Raw genomic sequence first — 15,743 nt, forward strand, 5'->3', positions numbered from 1 at the left:
CATGAGACTGGCAGGACGGACTGCGATCGTGACCGGCGCCGGCTCCGGCATTGGCCGGGCCAGCGCGGTGCTTTTCGCGAAGGAAGGCGCTCTTGTTTCGCTGGTCGATCGCGACAGTGCGGGCTTGCAGGAGACGCTGGCGGCGATCGAGGGCGTGAAGGGTGAAGCATCGCTCCACGTCGGCGATGTCAGCGAGGCCGATTTCGCACAGACTGTGGTTAGCGACGTCATGGCACGACGCGGCCGCCTAGATGTGCTGATGGCCGCGGCCGGCTTTTCCTGCGGCGGTACGGTGCTGACCACCGATCCGGCCGATTGGGACGCGGTATTCCGCACCAATGTCGGCGGCACCTGGCTCTGGGCACGCGCGGCAGTGCCCGAGATGCAGCGGCAAGGTAGCGGCTCTATCATTACGCTTGCCTCGCAACTGGCGATCGCCGGCGGTAAGGGTAACAGCGCCTATATCGCGGCCAAGGGCGCGATCATCAGCCTCACCCGGACGATGGCGGTGGATTTCGCGACCGACGGCATCCGCGTCAATGCGATCGCGCCGGGGGCGATCGATACGCCGATGCTGCGGCGCAGTTTTGCTCGCCATGCCGACCCTGAACCGGTGCGTGAAGCGTCCCGCAACCGCCATGCCATGAAGCGATTTGGCCAGGCGGAGGAGGTAGCCGAGGCCGCGCTCCACCTCGCCAGCGATGCGTCTTCCTTTACGACCGGCACCGTCATGGTGGTCGATGGTGGTTGGCTCGCGGCATGAATAGCTTGCTCGCTCTCGAGGCTCAGGTTCGCGCCGATCTTGCCAAGACCGCGCATCCGGATGCTGCGTGGCTGACGCCGAAGCTTGGGCCCGACGGCAGACCGGCGCTGGACGTGCTCGTGGTGGGCGCCGGGCAATCAGGTCTTGCGACGGCCTTTGGGCTGATGCGCTCGCAAGTGGGCAACATCCTTGTGCTCGACAAATCCGAGGAGGGGCAGGAGGGGCCGTGGCTTACTTACGCCCGCATGCATACGCTACGTAGTCCGAAGCATTTCACCGGGCCCGACCTTGATCATCCCAGCCTGACCTACCAGTCCTGGCACGAGGCGCGCTTCGGCGAGAAGGATTGGCGAAATCTCGACCAGATTTCACGTGAGCTTTGGGCGGAATATCTGCTCTGGTTCAGGCGCATCCTGAACCTGCCGGTGCGGAATGGTTGCGAGGTTATCGAGATCTCGCCTGCGGCCGGTGGATTGCTTGTGGCCAAGGTGAAGACGGCTAATGGTTTCGATATTGTCTTTGCGCGCAAGATTGTGCTGGCGACGGGGCAGGAAGGCATGGGCGACTGGACCGTTCCGGCGCCGCTACGCCATCTGCCGTCGTCGGTTTGCGCGCATGCGGCCCAGCCGATCGACTTCGCCAGCTTGCACGGCAAGAAGGTTGCGGTGATCGGCGCCGGCGCCTCGGCCTTCGACAATGCTGCGACCGCATTGGAGGCAGGCGCGGCCGAGGTGGACCTGTTTTGCCGGAGGGCGGAGATCCAGGTGATCCAGCCCTACCGCTGGCTCACGTTCCGCGGCTTCCTGCGTCACTTCTGTGATCTGGATGATACGTGGCGCTGGCGCTTCATGCGCGCCGTGCTGGAGATGCGGGAAGGGTTTCCGCAAGCGACCTACGACCGCTGCGCGCGTCATCCCAATTTCCGCCTGCAGGAGGGGGCACCGATCGAAGCCGCCAGGGAAACGGCTCGCGGCGTCGACTTGCAAACGCCGCGGGGCGTATTCGCAGCCGACTTCGTGATTTGCGGCACAGGGATCGACATGAATTTTGCTGGCCGGCCCGAACTGCGAAACAGCGCCGCCAACATCGCGACCTGGGCCGACCGCTACCAGCCGCCGCCGGACGAGCGCAGCCCGCGGCTCGGGCGTTTTCCCTATCTCGCTGACGACTATGCCCTGATGGAGCGGGTCGCCGGTGAAACACCATGGATCGCGAACATTCATGTCTTCGCGATCGCCTCCACCATGAGCTTCGGTGCGTCGGGCTCATCGATCAATGCGATGACCACGGCGGTGCCGAAGCTCGTGTATGGGCTGACGCGGGGCCTGTTTCGTGCGGACATCGAACGTCACTGGGCTTCGTTCAGGGCTTACGATGTGCCGCAGGCGGTCGTCGAGCGGCCAACGACGGCCTTGGGCGAGGAGCAATGAACGGTGTATCGTCATGCGTTGGGAGGCTCGGCTCATACCTACTATGCTCGGCATCACCGGCGGTCCGGTTGGCATATCCCTTGCTTTAAGTTGATGTTCTCATTCAGAAAATAAACCTGACAAGATAGGGAATAAGTTCGATGGGCGTTGCAGGATCCAGGCCATTGTTTTCGGTGGTTGCCTTTGTCGCGTTTTCGCTGGCCGCCGGATCGGTGCAGGCGCAAACGCGCGCGGAAACGTTGCGCTACGTGACCGGTGCATCGGTCAATACGCTCGACCCGAATATTCCGGGTTCGACCCGCGAAGCCTTTGCGGTGAGCCTCAGCACGTACGACAGGCTCGTGTCATTTGGCCGCAAGCAACTCAACGGCAAATGGGTATTTGATCTCGGCAAGATCACCGGTGAACTGGCGGAATCCTACGAGGTCAGCCCGGACGGGCTGAAGATGACCTTTCGCCTCCGCAAGGACGCCAAATTCCAGGACGGCACACCGGTCACCGCGGATGACGTCAAATGGTCGCTCGACCGCGTTGTGACGGCGCCGGTGCTTGGCAAGGCGCAACTCCTCACGGGTTCGATGACATCGGCCGATCAGTTCAAGGTGATTGATCCCCTGACCGTCGAGGTGACGCTGCCGAAGCCGGATAAGCTTGCGCTGCCCAATCTCGCCACCGTCTATCCGATCATCTTCAACTCCAAGGTCGCCAAGGCGCATGCGACAGCAGACGATCCCTGGGCACTGGCATGGTTGAAGGAGAACACGGCCGGCAGCGGCGCCTACAAGATCGAGACGTTCAAGCCGGGCGAACAGGTCATCATGTCGCGCAACGAGGCCTGGAACCGTGGCACGGCCGACAAGTCGGCGTTCTTCAAGCGCGTCATCGTGCAATCGGTGCCGGAACCGGCGACACGGGCCAATCTGGTCGAGCGCGGCGACGCCGATCTCGTCATCGATCTGCAGGCAAGCGACGTCCAGTCGCTCGAAGCCAAGGCCAAGCTGAAAGTGATCTCGACGCCGCAATACAACGCCGTCACCTTCATTTCGATGAACAACCAGATCCCGCCCTTCGACAATGTCAACGTGCGCCGTGCCGTCGCTTTTGCGCTGCCCTATGACGACATGTTCAAGGCGGCGTTGTTCGGCCGCGGGTCGCCGCTGTTTGGCGCAACATGGGCCGATGGCAAGCCATCGAGCGGCGTCTATCCTTTACCGCAGCCGGTGAAACTCGACCTCGATAAGGCCAAGGAATATCTCAAGGCGGCCGGCATGCCGGACGGCTTCTCGACCACGTTCAGCTTTAACGTCGGCCAGGCTTCCACCGCCGAGCCAATGGCTGCGCTCGTGAAGGAATCGCTCGCCAAGATCGGCATCAAGGTCGATATCCAGAAGCTGCCGGACGCGCAGATGTCGACGCAGATCAATGAGAAGAAGCTGCCCTTCTTCACCGAGGGCATCGTCGCCTGGCTGCCATCGACCGACTATTTCTATCGAAATTTCTACACGGGCAATCAGCGCTGGAATTATTCGTCGATCAACAATGCCGAACTGGTGGAGATCGCGCAGAAAGCTCGCTTCGAACCCGATGCGGCCAAGTACGAGGAAGACGGCAGGAAGCTCAACGCCATCCATTTCACTGAGATGCCGCAGGTTCCGCTCTGGCAGCCCAGCCAGGATGCTGTCATGGCGGCAACAGTCGAAGGCTACACCTACCAATTCCACCGGCAGGTCGATTACCGCGATCTCAACCGCAAGTAGGCGGCAGGCGTGATGGTGGCCTTTGGAGCAACGGTGGTGCGGGCGGGCAGGCGGTTCCTGTCCTCGCTTCCGGCGCTGTTTGGCGTGCTCGTCTTCACCTTCCTGCTGATGCGGGTGCTGCCTGGCGATCCGGCGGTGTTCTTCGCCTCCGGGCCGAGCTCCGGCAAGGAGGAGATCGAAGCCATCCGCCAGCAGATGGGCCTCGACAAGCCGATACCCGAACAACTGATGCTGTACCTCTATGATGTCGGCAGCGGCAATCTCGGCAGATCAATGATGACCGGGCAGTTGGTCACGAAAGATCTGCGCGAGCGGCTGCCGGCCTCGCTCGAACTGACGCTCACAGCGCTGTTGATCGCACTGGTGTCGGCGGTACCGCTTGGTGTGTTGGCGGCCCTGAGACCGGGTTCGATCATCGACCACGGCGTGCGGTTTTTCTGCGCGCTCGGCGTTTGTGTGCCGACGTTCGTTTCGGGCCTGTTGCTGATCTATGTTTTCTATTATCTGCTCGGACTCGCGCCTGACCCGACTGGCCGGGTCGATATCTTCGCGTCACTGCCGCCAAGGCGGACGGGCTTCCTGTTGATCGACTTCCTGCTCGCAGGCGACTTCGATGGATGGTGGGCCGCCTTCAGACAACTGATCTTGCCGGCGCTGAGCATGGCGCTGTTCGTGGTGGCGCCGCTGGCGCGCATCACGCGGGCCTCGATGCTGGTCTCGCTCGGCAGCGATTTCGTGCGTACCGCACGTTCCGTTGGCCTTCCCTGGTGGCGGATCGTCGTCACCTATGCACTGCGCAACGCCATCCTGCCCGTCATCACCATCGCAGGCATCGTGTTCTCGACCATGCTCGGCGCCAATGTCCTGGTGGAGAAGGTGTTTTCCTGGCCAGGCGTCGCCTCCTACGCGCTCGATGCGCTGCTCTCCTCCGATTATGCGCCGGTGCAGGGCTTTGTGCTGCTGATGGCCACCGTGTTCGTAATCGTCAATCTGCTGGTGGATATCCTTTACGGTATTGCCGATCCACGGGTGACAATCGGATGACATCAGCAACACTTCGGCATGCCGGCTGGATTTTGCGCGGCAACCCGCTCACCGCCGTCGCCGCTACCGGCGTCTTCCTGCTGACGCTGATCGCGATTTTCGGACCATGGATCGTGCCGTATGATCCGATCGTCTCTAACGTGTCACAGGCTTTGATGCCGCCGAGCGCGGCGCACATCGCCGGCACCGATCAACTCGGCCGCGACGTGTTCAGCCGCCTCGTCGTCGCGGCACGGCTCGATCTCGCGATCGCCGTCTCGGCGGTCGGAATCTCCTTTGCGATCGGCGCCGTCATCGGTGCGATCTGCGGCTATACCGGCGGTCGGCTCGATCGCGCCGTCGGCCGCTTCGTCGACGTCGTGATGGCCTTTCCGCTTTTCGTGCTGGCGATGGCGATGGTCGCCGCGCTGGGTAACCGCGTCGAGAACATCATCATCGCGACCGCCATCATCAATCTGCCGTTCTACATCCGCTTTGCGCGGGCGGAGGTGAACGTCCGCCGCAATGTCGGCTGGGTCGAGGCGGCGCGCGCTTGCGGCGACAGCCACATCTCGGTCGTGCTGCGCTTCCTGTTGCCGAACGTGCTGCCGGCGATGGCGGTGCAGATATCGCTCAATCTCGGCTGGGCGATCCTCAATGCGGCCGGACTGTCCTTTATCGGTCTCGGCGTCAAACCGCCAACGCCGGAATGGGGCATCATGGTTGCCGAGGGCGCGCGCTTTATTTCGACCGGCAAATGGTGGCTGGTTGCGTTCCCCGGGTTGGCGCTGATGCTGACCGTGCTGTGTTTCAACCTGCTCGGCGACGGGGTGCGCGATATTCTCGATCCCCGCATGCGCACATGACCCCATCGTTGCTGGCGTTAGATGACCTGCACGTCACCTTCTCGACACGGCGCGGGCTGGTCGAGGCGGTGCGCGGCGTCACGCTGTCGCTCGGTGCGGGCGAAATGCTCGGCCTGGTCGGCGAGAGCGGTTCGGGCAAGTCCGTGACGGGTTTTGCGATCACGCGGCTGCTCGATGCAGCCGGCCGGATCACGGCAGGCAATATCCGGTTTCGCGGGCGGGACATCACGCGGATATCAGGGAGTGATTTCCGTCAGCTGCACGGTGCGGCGATGGCGATGATCTTTCAGAATCCTCGCGCGGCGCTCAATCCAATCCGTGCCGTCGGCGACCAGATCGCCGATGCCATCACCGCGCATAAGCGAATGCCGCGGGATCAGGCGCGCGCGCAGGCGCTGGAACTGTTGCGCGCCGTGCAAATCCGTGATCCCGAAAAGCGCATGGCCGCTTATCCGCACGAACTCTCCGGCGGTATGTGCCAGCGCGTGATGATCGCGATGGCGATTTCCTGCAATCCCGCACTGCTGATCGCGGACGAGCCCACTACCGGCCTCGACGTTACGACGCAAAAGGTCGTGATGGATTTGTTGACCGGGATTGCGGCCGAGCGCGGTATGGCGACCATTCTGATCACCCATGACCTCGGTCTCGCTGCCCGTTACTGTCGTCGCGTCGTGGTGATGGAGCAAGGCCGGCTGGTCGAGGAGGCCGAACCGCTGACACTGTTCCGATCGCCGCAGCATTCCTATACCAAGCGCCTGGTGGCGGCTTCGCCCACGGCGACGTCCCGGATCGCGGATCTGGTGCCGGAGGAGGAGCGAGGGCTTGGAGTTGCGATCCAGGTCGCTACCAGATCGCCGGCTGCGCCGGGTACCCCGCCGCTGCTGGAGGTGCAGAAACTCGCAAAGCGGTTCGACCAGGGCGCAGCGGCGGTGGCCGACTTTTCCATGACGATCAGCGCCGGCGAGAGCGTCGGTCTGGTCGGCGAGTCCGGATCCGGCAAGAGCACGACGTCGCGCATCATCTGCCGGCTGATCGATCCGAGCGAGGGCGAGATCGCGTTCGAGGGGCAGTCGATCGGCCATATCCCGGCCCGCGATTTTCACCGCTCGCCGTTTCGGAAGGATATCCAGATCGTCTTTCAGGATCCAAACGACAGCCTCAACCCGCGTTTCACCGCCTTTGACTGTATCGCCCATCCGCTGCTCCGGCTTGGCGGCATGCGCCCGGGCGACGCGCTGCGGCAGCGGGTAGAGGAGTGTGCGCAGCGCGTTGGATTGGGGATCGATCTGCTGACGCGCTTTCCGCATCAGCTCTCGGGTGGCCAAAAGGCCCGCGTCGGCATCGCCCGCGCCATCGCCTGCCGGCCGCGCCTCCTGGTGCTGGACGAGCCGACGGCGGCGTTGGATGTATCGGTACAGGCGGTGGTGCTGCAACTGCTCGACCGGCTGCGACGCGAGGATGACCTGGCCTTCCTCTTCGTCAGCCACGACCTCAACGTGGTTCGCATGATGTGCGACCGGACCATCGTGCTGCAAAATGGCCGCATCGTCGAACAAGGCGAGAGCCGGGCGATGTTCGACAATCCGAAAACCGCTTACACACGTGAGCTGGTTGAAGCCGTCCCGCATATCGAGCGGGAACTGGTTGCGTCCGTAACCTGATATTGACGCCGCAAAGTCGCTTTCGCCGACCACCGATAGGCCGACAAGTCCGGCCCCCGGCGGCCAGCGCGGCATGGAGCGCACGGGCGAGATCGGCAGGGCTTTGGCGTTCCAGGCTTTGGCGTTCCATCCCGTAGGTCCTCTTTTTCGATGCGCAATGACGGCGGAGTGCGGCAAATCAACCCGACGGGCAAATTAGTTCTGATTTACGGAATTAGTGTCAAGCCAGAAATCAAAAATATTTCTGTTTACCAGAAAGAAAATCAGGAGTATGTGTTTGGCCATCCCGTCCTACTCAGAAGGGCGTCGGCCGTCGTCACGGACGTTGGGCGGGTTGCGATGGACGCTGGTTTGCGCTGAGACGACGGCGTGGATGGGCGTACGGCAAAACCGTGTGGTCCTGGCGCCCGTTGCAGGCGTCAAGCTGTCGGAGAAGCGTAAGCGGGAACGGCAGCGACGGAGTCAACCAAGAACTCGTCTCCGGGGAGATCACGGCATAAGCCGTAAAGCCATTGCGCAGGGAAGGCCGGGTGTTCACCGCTGCCCTGTATGCTCGTGTGCACTTTGTTTTGTGCAAACCGCACACGGGACCGCGGGTGCAGCGCGCACCCGGTCTTCCCTGCGCCCTCTACTTTCGAGGGCAAGGAAACTTCCGGCAAAGCTCGGGCGCAATGCGTCGCGAGAAGGCGAACTCACATTCAGTTGTCATCGCCCGGCTTGACCGGGCGACCCAGTATTCCAGAGACACCAATGATTGAACCGATAAGCCGCGGCGTACTGGATCCCCGCATGCGCGGGGATGACAGCGTTGTGTGGCGACGCGTCCCTTTACAGTTTCGAGCCATTCAAATTTTGAAAACGCAGGCGATAGCTTGATGGCGATCACATGAGGGCGTATCGATTGTCCGGCGCTGACGTTGGTCGCGCAGGGTGAATTTCTCTGAGCACATCGTGGCCTGCGCGGCTGCCCGCCCCGGCGCAAACGAGGAAAGAGGAGGCGAGCAGTCATGCAATCAGACACGGATAGCGAATCCGCCAGCGCCGAGATGCATCGGTCCATCATGATCGCCTTCTGCGATGTCCTTCGCACGACCCAGCTGCCGCCGATGACGGTAATGAGTCTCGCTGCGTCCGCTCTCGGTGCCGTCTACAAGGAAGTCGCCGATCAGCATCGTTGTGACGGCGGATGCACCTGCGGCTGGAAACCCGAATCTGCGTGCGGATGTCGAGGCGTTGCAGGCGGCGCTGGCAGCGAAAACACAGACTGTCCCGTCCAGTGACTTGCGCGTCATGGAAGCCGCCGGACGTGCATGAGTCATGCGCGACCCGGCCGACCTTGTGCATAGCGTCGGTGATCGACGGGGTCGGATCGAAGGCGTGCCCCGAGCCTGTGCTCGCTGGTATGCTTGCGTCGGGCGCCAAAATGGCAAATGACGGCATCAAGGCTTTCGCCGGGGATTCGCAACCTGCGGCCATGCTCGGCCAGCCAGACCTCGATCGTTGCGATCGACGCCTTGCCAAGCCCAGGTATTTCCGAAAGCTCCTGTTTTGTGTGCAACGATAGTATTTCCGGCAGGAAAGCAGCACGATCGGCCGTGTGCCGTACGACCAACGGTGCGTACGGCGCATTTTCCGTCAGCTGAATGATCCGATCCGGCAAAACTGATTCAGGTTTGACGGTCGTGCTCTTTGTCTTGGCCATATGAGACAGACTCACCTTTGACATGACGGGCAGGCTGATTTGGATCGCTTCTAAGTCTGCTCGCAAAAAAGCGCGGTTGCGTCAAATCGCACGGCTCATTCATGCGTGTGCGTTGCAGGAGAGGTTTGGAACATTTCTAACGGTGCCAGGACGTTCGGCTTGTTGCTCCAATGACTGGCTTTTTAGGCAAGGCGAGCGAGCCGTTTGGATCGTTTTCGATGGTTCTTTCAAATTGTTCTAAGCTTGGTTCGATGCCAAATTTTGATCGATTCAAGATAGGCATCGTCAGATGCGATCGTCCTGATGTGCGTGACAACGATCGGGCTCCTGTCCTTGCGACTCGTTCCTGGTGTTATGTGATGGCATGATCAACGCCCGAAACCGGGGCCTATTGAGCTGAACGTGATGAGGATGAGCATGTTTTTGGCTGAGCGGGAATTGACGGAACTGATTGCGTGGCGGCACGAGCTCCACAGCAAGCCTGAACTGTCAGGGCAGGAAGAGAAGACCGCGCAAGCCGTGCAGGCGGTTCTCCACGCAACTGGTGCCGACAAGGTCGTCACGGGACTTGGCGGGCATGGCCTGCTCGGGATCTACCAGGGAGATGCGCCTGGCCCGACGATCATGCTTCGCGCCGAGCTGGATGGATTGCCGATTCAGGAGATCTCGGCTCTGCCGTATCGGTCGTCGGTGCCAGGAAAAGCGCATCTTTGCGGTCACGACGGCCACATGACGATTTTGGCGGCGGTGGCGCGCGGCTTGGATCGTCAACGCCCGCAACGAGGCCGGGCCGTACTGCTGTTCCAACCGGCGGAAGAGGATGGATCTGGCGCCGCTGCTGTCCTCGCCGACGAGAAGTTTGATCAGATCAAGCCCGATTTTGTGTTCTCGTTGCACAATCTGCCGGGACTTTCCCTTGGCCAGGTTTCGATCGCCGAGGGGCTGGTCAACTGCGCCTCCCGCGGTATGCAGATCAAACTGTCCGGGCGAACCTCGCATGCGTCGAGCCCCGAGCTTGGTGTATCGCCGCAAGCCGCGATCGCGAGGCTGTTGGGCGAGATCGATGCGCTCGGACGGGGCGGGGCGCTCGACGAAGATTTCTCAATGGTGACGGTCACCCATGCGAGGTTGGGAGAACCAGCGTTCGGCATCTCGCCCGGTCATGCCGAGGTCTGGGCGACACTCAGGACGCTGACCGATTCGAAGATGGATGCCCTTCGCGCGCAGGCCGAAAGCCTGGTCCGGAGCGTGGCGGCAAGCGAAGGACTGACGGCGGAGATTATCTATCGCGATGTGTTCCATCATTGCATGAATGACGCGGAGGCCGTCGTCCATCTCCGGAACGCGCTGGATGCAGAAGGCGTGCCGTGTTCCGGGCAGGGGCTGCCGATGCGGGGGTCGGAGGATTTTGGACGTTTCAACCACCGGTCAAAGGCCGCGATGTTTTTCCTGGGGGCGGGCACGCGGCACGCCGGCTTGCACGAGCCGGACTACGATTTTCCGGATGAGTTGATCGAAATCGGCTCGCGGGTTTTCATCCGAGCGTTACGTAATTTGTTGGGATGAGATGGCGCGCAGTTTGAAACTGACCTTTTCTAACTGACGTCCCGCACGTGATTCAATTTCGCGCGCAGCTTGCAAATTTAGAACGCTTAAAAAGTTAGGCAGGACAATTTAGAACGATTAGAAAATACGCGGTGTTGCTCGATCGCCACTGATGCAATCCGTTGTGCGCGCGTAGCGTTACCTTAGATAGCTTCTACTCGCTGTTTCCACTCGCGAAGATAGAACGGCCTCAGGGACCTGCTTATGGGCTTTGGGGTGGAAGTATGACGTATAAGATTGCGGCCAGAAATGTTGCGCGCGCTATTTCGCTGGGGGCGGTGAGTTATCTTGCGCTCTCTCTTGATTTTGCCAGCGGTCAGAAAGCGTTCGCGCAGAGCTTGCCGCCCGTCACGGTGGATGCCCCGACGCAGCAGCGAGCGCGGCCCTCGGTACGGAGAACGCAAACGTCCACGACGCGCGTGCAGCGCCGTGTCGCCGCGCCGGCGCCTCGCCGCGTCGAACCGGTTCCGTATGTAACGCCTTCAACCGGAACGCTCGGTGCGCCTCCGGCCCCCTATGCGGGCGGACAGGTCGCGTCGGGCGGAAGCCTCGGACTTCTCGGCAACCGCGGTGTGATGAATACGCCGTTCAACCAGACCAGCTACACAGCGGAATTGATCGCGAATCAGCAGGCGCGCACCATCCGCGACGTGCTGGCGAACGATCCTTCCGTCCGAGTGGTACAGGCGGCAGGGGGCGGCGCCGACAGTCTGTTCATCCGTGGCTTCTACTACGACAGCGGCGATTATAGTTTGAACGGTCTGGCCGGAATCGCACCATACTATTCCACGGGTGCGAATTTCGTCGAACGCGTCGAGGTCCTGAAGGGCCCGAGCGCCTTGCTCAACGGCATGACGGTTGGCGGCACCGGTGCAACGAGCGGCGGCGCCGTCGGCGGCACCGTCAATCTGATTACCAAGCATGCTCCGGATGTCGACATTACGCGGCTGACGGCGACCTATGTTTCCCAATCGCAGTTCGGACAGATTACCGATGTCAGCCGGCGATATGGCGAGCGCAAGGAGTGGGGCGTCCGGCTGAACAGCACCTATTCGAATGGCAATACACCCTGGAATCGCCAGACCGACGAATTCGGCAATGCGGTTCTGGGCCTGGACTATCGGGGCGAGAACGCGCGCGTGGAAGTCGATATCGGCTACCAAGCGGACAATCTGAATCCACCGATGCGTTTCTTCAACGTGCCTACGACGACAACACTGATTCCCCCGCCGCCGAAGCCCGGTCACAATTTCCAGGTTCCGTGGGCCTACTACGCGCCGACGGATTTTTTCACGACCGTGAGAGGCGAGGTGGACCTTGCCGACAACCTGACCGCCTATGCGGCGTTCGGTTACCACGACAGCAACATCAACTATGCATACCCTTCGCCGAATATCTCCAACACCGCGCCGGGTCAGTTGACGACTCCCCCGGGAGCATTCCAGTTGGGAGGCTTATGGTCGCGCCCGTTCATGGGGAAGGAGACGTTTGAGACGTATGCGGGTGAAGCGGGCGTTCGTGCAACGGTGGACACGGGTCCCGTCAGACATGCCTTGAACTTCAACTATTCGGAGAACGACCGAACCTATAACCAGCAGGTCCGGACGCGTTCCGCCAATCCGCTGACTGACATTATCTTCTGGAATCTCTACACCGAGCCGACCAATATTCCGAAGCCCAACTTCACGACATTGTCCGCAAGTCAGGTCACCGGTGTGAACCTGAAGAGCTTTGGCGTGTCGGATACGATGTCGACGTGGAACGATCGGGTCCAGTTGACCGTGGGTGTTCGTCGCCAGACCGCAGGGAGTGAGATAAACAACCTGTTCGCGACCGCGGCTTCGCCGAACCGGCCGTTTCAGTCTGAAAGCTTGTGGACCCCGGCCTATGCTCTTGTCGTGAAACCGGTCGAGAACATCTCGCTTTACGCGAACTATATCGAAGGGCTTCAGACACCGGCTGTGGTTGGCGGCGCGTTCGCCAACGTTGGTACGGTGTTTCCCCCCGGCAAAACCACTCAGGCTGAAGCCGGCGTGAAGTTCGATACGGGCCGCTTCACCACGACCCTGAGCATGTTCGAGATCGAGCAGCGGAGCATTATCGCCGTCGGAACGGGTGTGACGGCGACCCAGCAACTCAACGGCAGGCAGCGCAACCGCGGCACCGAACTCAATGTGTTCGGCGAGATCGCGCCTTGGTTTAGGGTGCTCGGCGGTTTGGCTTTTATCGAGGGCAAGCAGGTCAACACACCTGGTGGAGTAACTGACGGCAGGACGGCCGTCGGCGTTCCCTCCTTCAACGCCAATATCGGTGCGGAGTGGGATACGCCGCTGCGTGACCTGACGCTCACGGGCAGGCTGATCTATACCAGTTCGCAATATGTCAACGTCACCAACACACTGTCCATACCGGAATGGACGAGGTTCGATCTTGGGGCGAGATACACGCTGACGTCACCCTGGAACGGCAAGCCGATCGTGATCCGTGCCAACGTCGAGAACGTCTTCAACAAGTCCTATTGGGCCTCGGCCTATAGCGGTGTGATTACGCTCGCCGCCCCGCGCACCTATCTGGTGTCGACGACGTTCAACTTCTGAGCGCTGCGCCGCTCTCATTGCCAGCAAACATGTGCCGTCGCGGATATCATCCGCGACGGCATTTTCTTGTTTGGTCGTTATCGCTGTTTCGTTTCAACGGAGTTGATGGCAATACGATGAAAAAAATCCGGAGTTGGTGCACGATTTTCGGGAACGAAAAATGTTCCAGCTCGGGCAATTAGAATTCGACAAAATAGGGATCACTTTGCAAATCAGCCAGTTGTCGCATGCGCTCCATCGCTGCGCGGAGGTTGTATTTTTCTCTAACGCGCCAGTTTGGAGCTATTAAAAACTGCATCGCCGATATTGCTTTGACCATCATTTGCTTCTGACCTAGTCAGACGCCGTTGCTTCGTTTTTCTGAAAGGTGCCGGCCATGATGGTTTTTGACAGAGACGACGTCACCTTCACCGTCGTCATCAATCACGAAGAGCAGTATTCGATCTGGCCGACGTTCAAGGACATTCCGAACGGCTGGACGGCGGTCGGCAAGACCGGCACCAAGAAGGAATGCCTCGATCACATCGAACAGGTGTGGACCGACATGCGTCCCCTGACGCTGCGCAAATTCATGGACGAACCGGCTTCTCCGCAGAAATCGGCTTAGCACACGGAGCGCGTCTTCCGATGCGGCTTTTTTGTCTGCCTTACTCCGGCGGCAGCGCCATGTTCTATGCGCGGTGGCGCAGGCTGTTGCCCACGTGGATCGACGTCCGGCCGGTCGAGTGGCCCGGCCGCGGCGCGCGTATGGACGAGCCATTGGCGACCGATCCCCGCGACCTCGCCGCGCAACTCGCCGCGGAGATTCATGCTCGACTTGACGGTCCTTATGCGCTGTTTGGGCACAGCCTCGGCGCGTTGGTCGGGTTTGAGGTTGCCCACAGTTTGCTCGATCGCGGCGCACCGGCGCCGGCCATTTTCTTCGGGTCGGGCACGGAGGCGCCGGCCGTTCGAGACGGAAGCAGATGGCGCCTGCCGCTGAGCGACGAAGCGCTGCTGCATGAACTGCGCAATCTCCAGGGGACGCCGGACGAAGCATTGGCGAATGCGGAGCTCATGCGATCGGCGTTGCCGGTGCTGCGCGCCGATTTCCTGATGTGCGGCGCATATAACTATCGGCTGCGTCGCCCGTTGCCGTGTCCCGTTCACATCTTCGGCGGTATCGACGACGAGACGAGCCGCGCATCGCTGGAAGCCTGGCAGCAGGAGACCGCAGCCGAGTTCGCGCTCGACATGCTGCCGGGACATCACTTCTTCATTCACACGCAGCAAGCCGAACTGCTTGACCTGATCGGATCGGCCCTGGCCCGGCAATCGGGACGGTCGATTGGTTCGCATTGGAGCAAGGATCATGAGCGCATTCTCCGTCCTGCCACTCGTTGAGGGCAAGAGCCTTCCGTTGTTGCTGAAGGCCGACAAGGCCGGGCAGCCGCTCGGCGCGGCGCTTCCGATGCTGCGCGATACCGTCGACCGGCACTTGACCGATTGCGGTGGCATCGTGTTTCGCGACTTCACCCTCGATGGCCCCGACGCGTTCCGGGCGTTCGCGGCCGATTTCGGCCACCCGCTGCTCAGCTACGAGTTCGGATCGACGCCACGCTCGCAGGTCACTTCCGGCGTCTACACGTCCACCGAATACCCGCCGCATCAGCATATCCCGCTGCATAACGAGCAGGCCTATACGAGGGATTGGCCGATGAAGATCTGGTTCTATTGCATGCAGCCGGCACAGGAGGGCGGCGAAACGCCGATCGCCGACAGCCGCGCGATCTATCGCGACATGCCGTCAACCATTCGGGAGCGTTTCACCGAGAAGGGCGTGATGTATGTCCGCAATTACGGCAACGGCCTAGATGTCGACTGGCAGCAGGTGTTCGGCACCGATTCCAGGCCGGAGGTCGAGGCCTATTGCGCCCGCCATGACATCGACTGTGAATGGAAAGAAGACGGCGAGCTGCGGACGCGCCAGATCTGCCAGGGCACGGCGCGTCACCCGGTAACGGGTGACAGGGTCTGGTTCAATCAGGCGCATTTGTTTCACGTCTCGAATCTCGAGCCGGAGGTGCGTGAGAGCTTGCTCGACGTCGTCGGCGACGAGGTCGAGCTGCCGCGCAACGTGTTCTACGGCGACGGATCGCGGATCGACGACGAGACGTTGACCACCGTGCGCAACGTGCTGGAGGCGCACAAGATCAGTTTTCCCTGGCAGGCCGGCGATGTCGTCATGCTCGACAACATGCTCACGGCGCATGCGCGCGCGCCGTTCAAGGGCCCGCGCAAGGTGATCGTCGCCATGGCCGAAGCGCATCGGCAGAGCTGATTGCCCCTTGCTGACC

The 15,743-nt window shown here is 61.3% G+C and carries 14 protein-coding genes; 11 read left to right on the forward strand and 3 right to left on the reverse strand.

Going from position 1 to position 15,743, the window contains the following annotated elements:
* The first annotated feature begins 1 nt into the window (after position 1).
* From ABIE49_RS35585 to nikE, 6 genes are all read left to right on the forward strand, one after another.
* Positions 2–763: an SDR family oxidoreductase gene (locus tag ABIE49_RS35585; protein ID WP_192734490.1), complete on the forward strand. Its 762-nt coding sequence runs from the start codon at positions 2–4 to the stop codon at positions 761–763.
* Positions 760–2,193, forward strand: coding sequence for an NAD(P)-binding domain-containing protein (locus ABIE49_RS35590; protein ID WP_192734491.1), 1,434 nt, complete (start codon positions 760–762; stop codon positions 2,191–2,193). The genes ABIE49_RS35585 and ABIE49_RS35590 overlap by 4 nt, the downstream gene beginning before the upstream one ends.
* A 140-nt stretch (positions 2,194–2,333) precedes the next feature.
* Positions 2,334–3,950 (forward strand): ABC transporter substrate-binding protein, encoded by a 1,617-nt coding sequence (locus ABIE49_RS35595; RefSeq protein WP_192734492.1) that lies wholly within the window; start codon positions 2,334–2,336, stop codon positions 3,948–3,950.
* Between the two features lie 12 nt (positions 3,951–3,962).
* Positions 3,963–4,994 carry an ABC transporter permease gene (locus ABIE49_RS35600; protein WP_192734493.1) on the forward strand — a complete coding sequence of 344 codons (1,032 nt, stop codon included), beginning with the start codon at positions 3,963–3,965 and terminating at the stop codon, positions 4,992–4,994.
* Positions 4,991–5,839 (forward strand): ABC transporter permease, encoded by an 849-nt coding sequence (locus tag ABIE49_RS35605; RefSeq protein ID WP_192734494.1) that lies wholly within the window; start codon positions 4,991–4,993, stop codon positions 5,837–5,839. The genes ABIE49_RS35600 and ABIE49_RS35605 overlap by 4 nt, the downstream gene beginning before the upstream one ends.
* Positions 5,836–7,503 (forward strand): nickel ABC transporter ATP-binding protein NikE, encoded by a 1,668-nt coding sequence (nikE, locus tag ABIE49_RS35610; protein ID WP_192734495.1) that lies wholly within the window; start codon positions 5,836–5,838, stop codon positions 7,501–7,503. Before ABIE49_RS35605 ends, nikE begins: the two co-directional genes overlap by 4 nt.
* Before the next feature lie 1,013 nt (positions 7,504–8,516).
* On the opposite strand, the gene ABIE49_RS35615 is transcribed toward nikE, so the two are convergent.
* Positions 8,517–8,795, reverse strand: coding sequence for a hypothetical protein (locus tag ABIE49_RS35615; protein ID WP_354067136.1), 279 nt, complete (start codon positions 8,793–8,795; stop codon positions 8,517–8,519).
* A 23-nt stretch (positions 8,796–8,818) separates the two neighbouring features.
* Positions 8,819–9,205, reverse strand: coding sequence for a hypothetical protein (locus tag ABIE49_RS35620; RefSeq protein WP_192734497.1), 387 nt, complete (start codon positions 9,203–9,205; stop codon positions 8,819–8,821).
* Between the two features lie 417 nt (positions 9,206–9,622).
* On the opposite strand from ABIE49_RS35620, the gene ABIE49_RS35625 reads away from it, so the two are divergent.
* Together ABIE49_RS35625 and ABIE49_RS35630 are read left to right on the forward strand one after the other, a co-directional pair.
* Positions 9,623–10,771 (forward strand): amidohydrolase, encoded by a 1,149-nt coding sequence (locus tag ABIE49_RS35625; RefSeq protein WP_192734498.1) that lies wholly within the window; start codon positions 9,623–9,625, stop codon positions 10,769–10,771.
* Positions 10,772–11,034: 263 nt separating this feature from the next.
* Positions 11,035–13,407, forward strand: coding sequence for a TonB-dependent receptor (locus ABIE49_RS35630; protein ID WP_192734499.1), 2,373 nt, complete (start codon positions 11,035–11,037; stop codon positions 13,405–13,407).
* Between the two features lie 178 nt (positions 13,408–13,585).
* Here the strand turns inward: ABIE49_RS35630 and ABIE49_RS35635 are convergent, their stop codons facing one another.
* Positions 13,586–13,729, reverse strand: a complete 144-nt coding sequence (locus ABIE49_RS35635; RefSeq protein ID WP_192734500.1) for a hypothetical protein — start codon at positions 13,727–13,729, stop codon at positions 13,586–13,588.
* 54 nt (positions 13,730–13,783) lie between these two features.
* Between ABIE49_RS35635 and ABIE49_RS35640 the strand changes: the two genes are divergently transcribed.
* From ABIE49_RS35640 to ABIE49_RS35650, 3 genes are read left to right on the forward strand one after another with little or no spacing between them, the layout of a single operon-like run.
* Positions 13,784–14,014: an MbtH family protein gene (locus ABIE49_RS35640; RefSeq protein WP_192734501.1), complete on the forward strand. Its 231-nt coding sequence runs from the start codon at positions 13,784–13,786 to the stop codon at positions 14,012–14,014.
* A gap of 20 nt (positions 14,015–14,034) precedes the next feature.
* On the forward strand, positions 14,035–14,790 hold the full coding sequence (locus ABIE49_RS35645; protein ID WP_354067137.1) for a thioesterase II family protein: 756 nt from the start codon (positions 14,035–14,037) through the stop codon (positions 14,788–14,790).
* The gene (locus ABIE49_RS35650) at positions 14,759–15,727 is read left to right on the forward strand and encodes a TauD/TfdA family dioxygenase (protein ID WP_192734503.1); all 969 of its coding nucleotides are present in this window, start codon (positions 14,759–14,761) and stop codon (positions 15,725–15,727) included. The genes ABIE49_RS35645 and ABIE49_RS35650 overlap by 32 nt, the downstream gene beginning before the upstream one ends.
* Positions 15,728–15,743: the final 16 nt, after the last annotated feature.

Source organism: Bradyrhizobium sp. OAE829, from assembly GCF_040546575.1.
Lineage (GTDB): Bacteria > Pseudomonadota > Alphaproteobacteria > Rhizobiales > Xanthobacteraceae > Bradyrhizobium.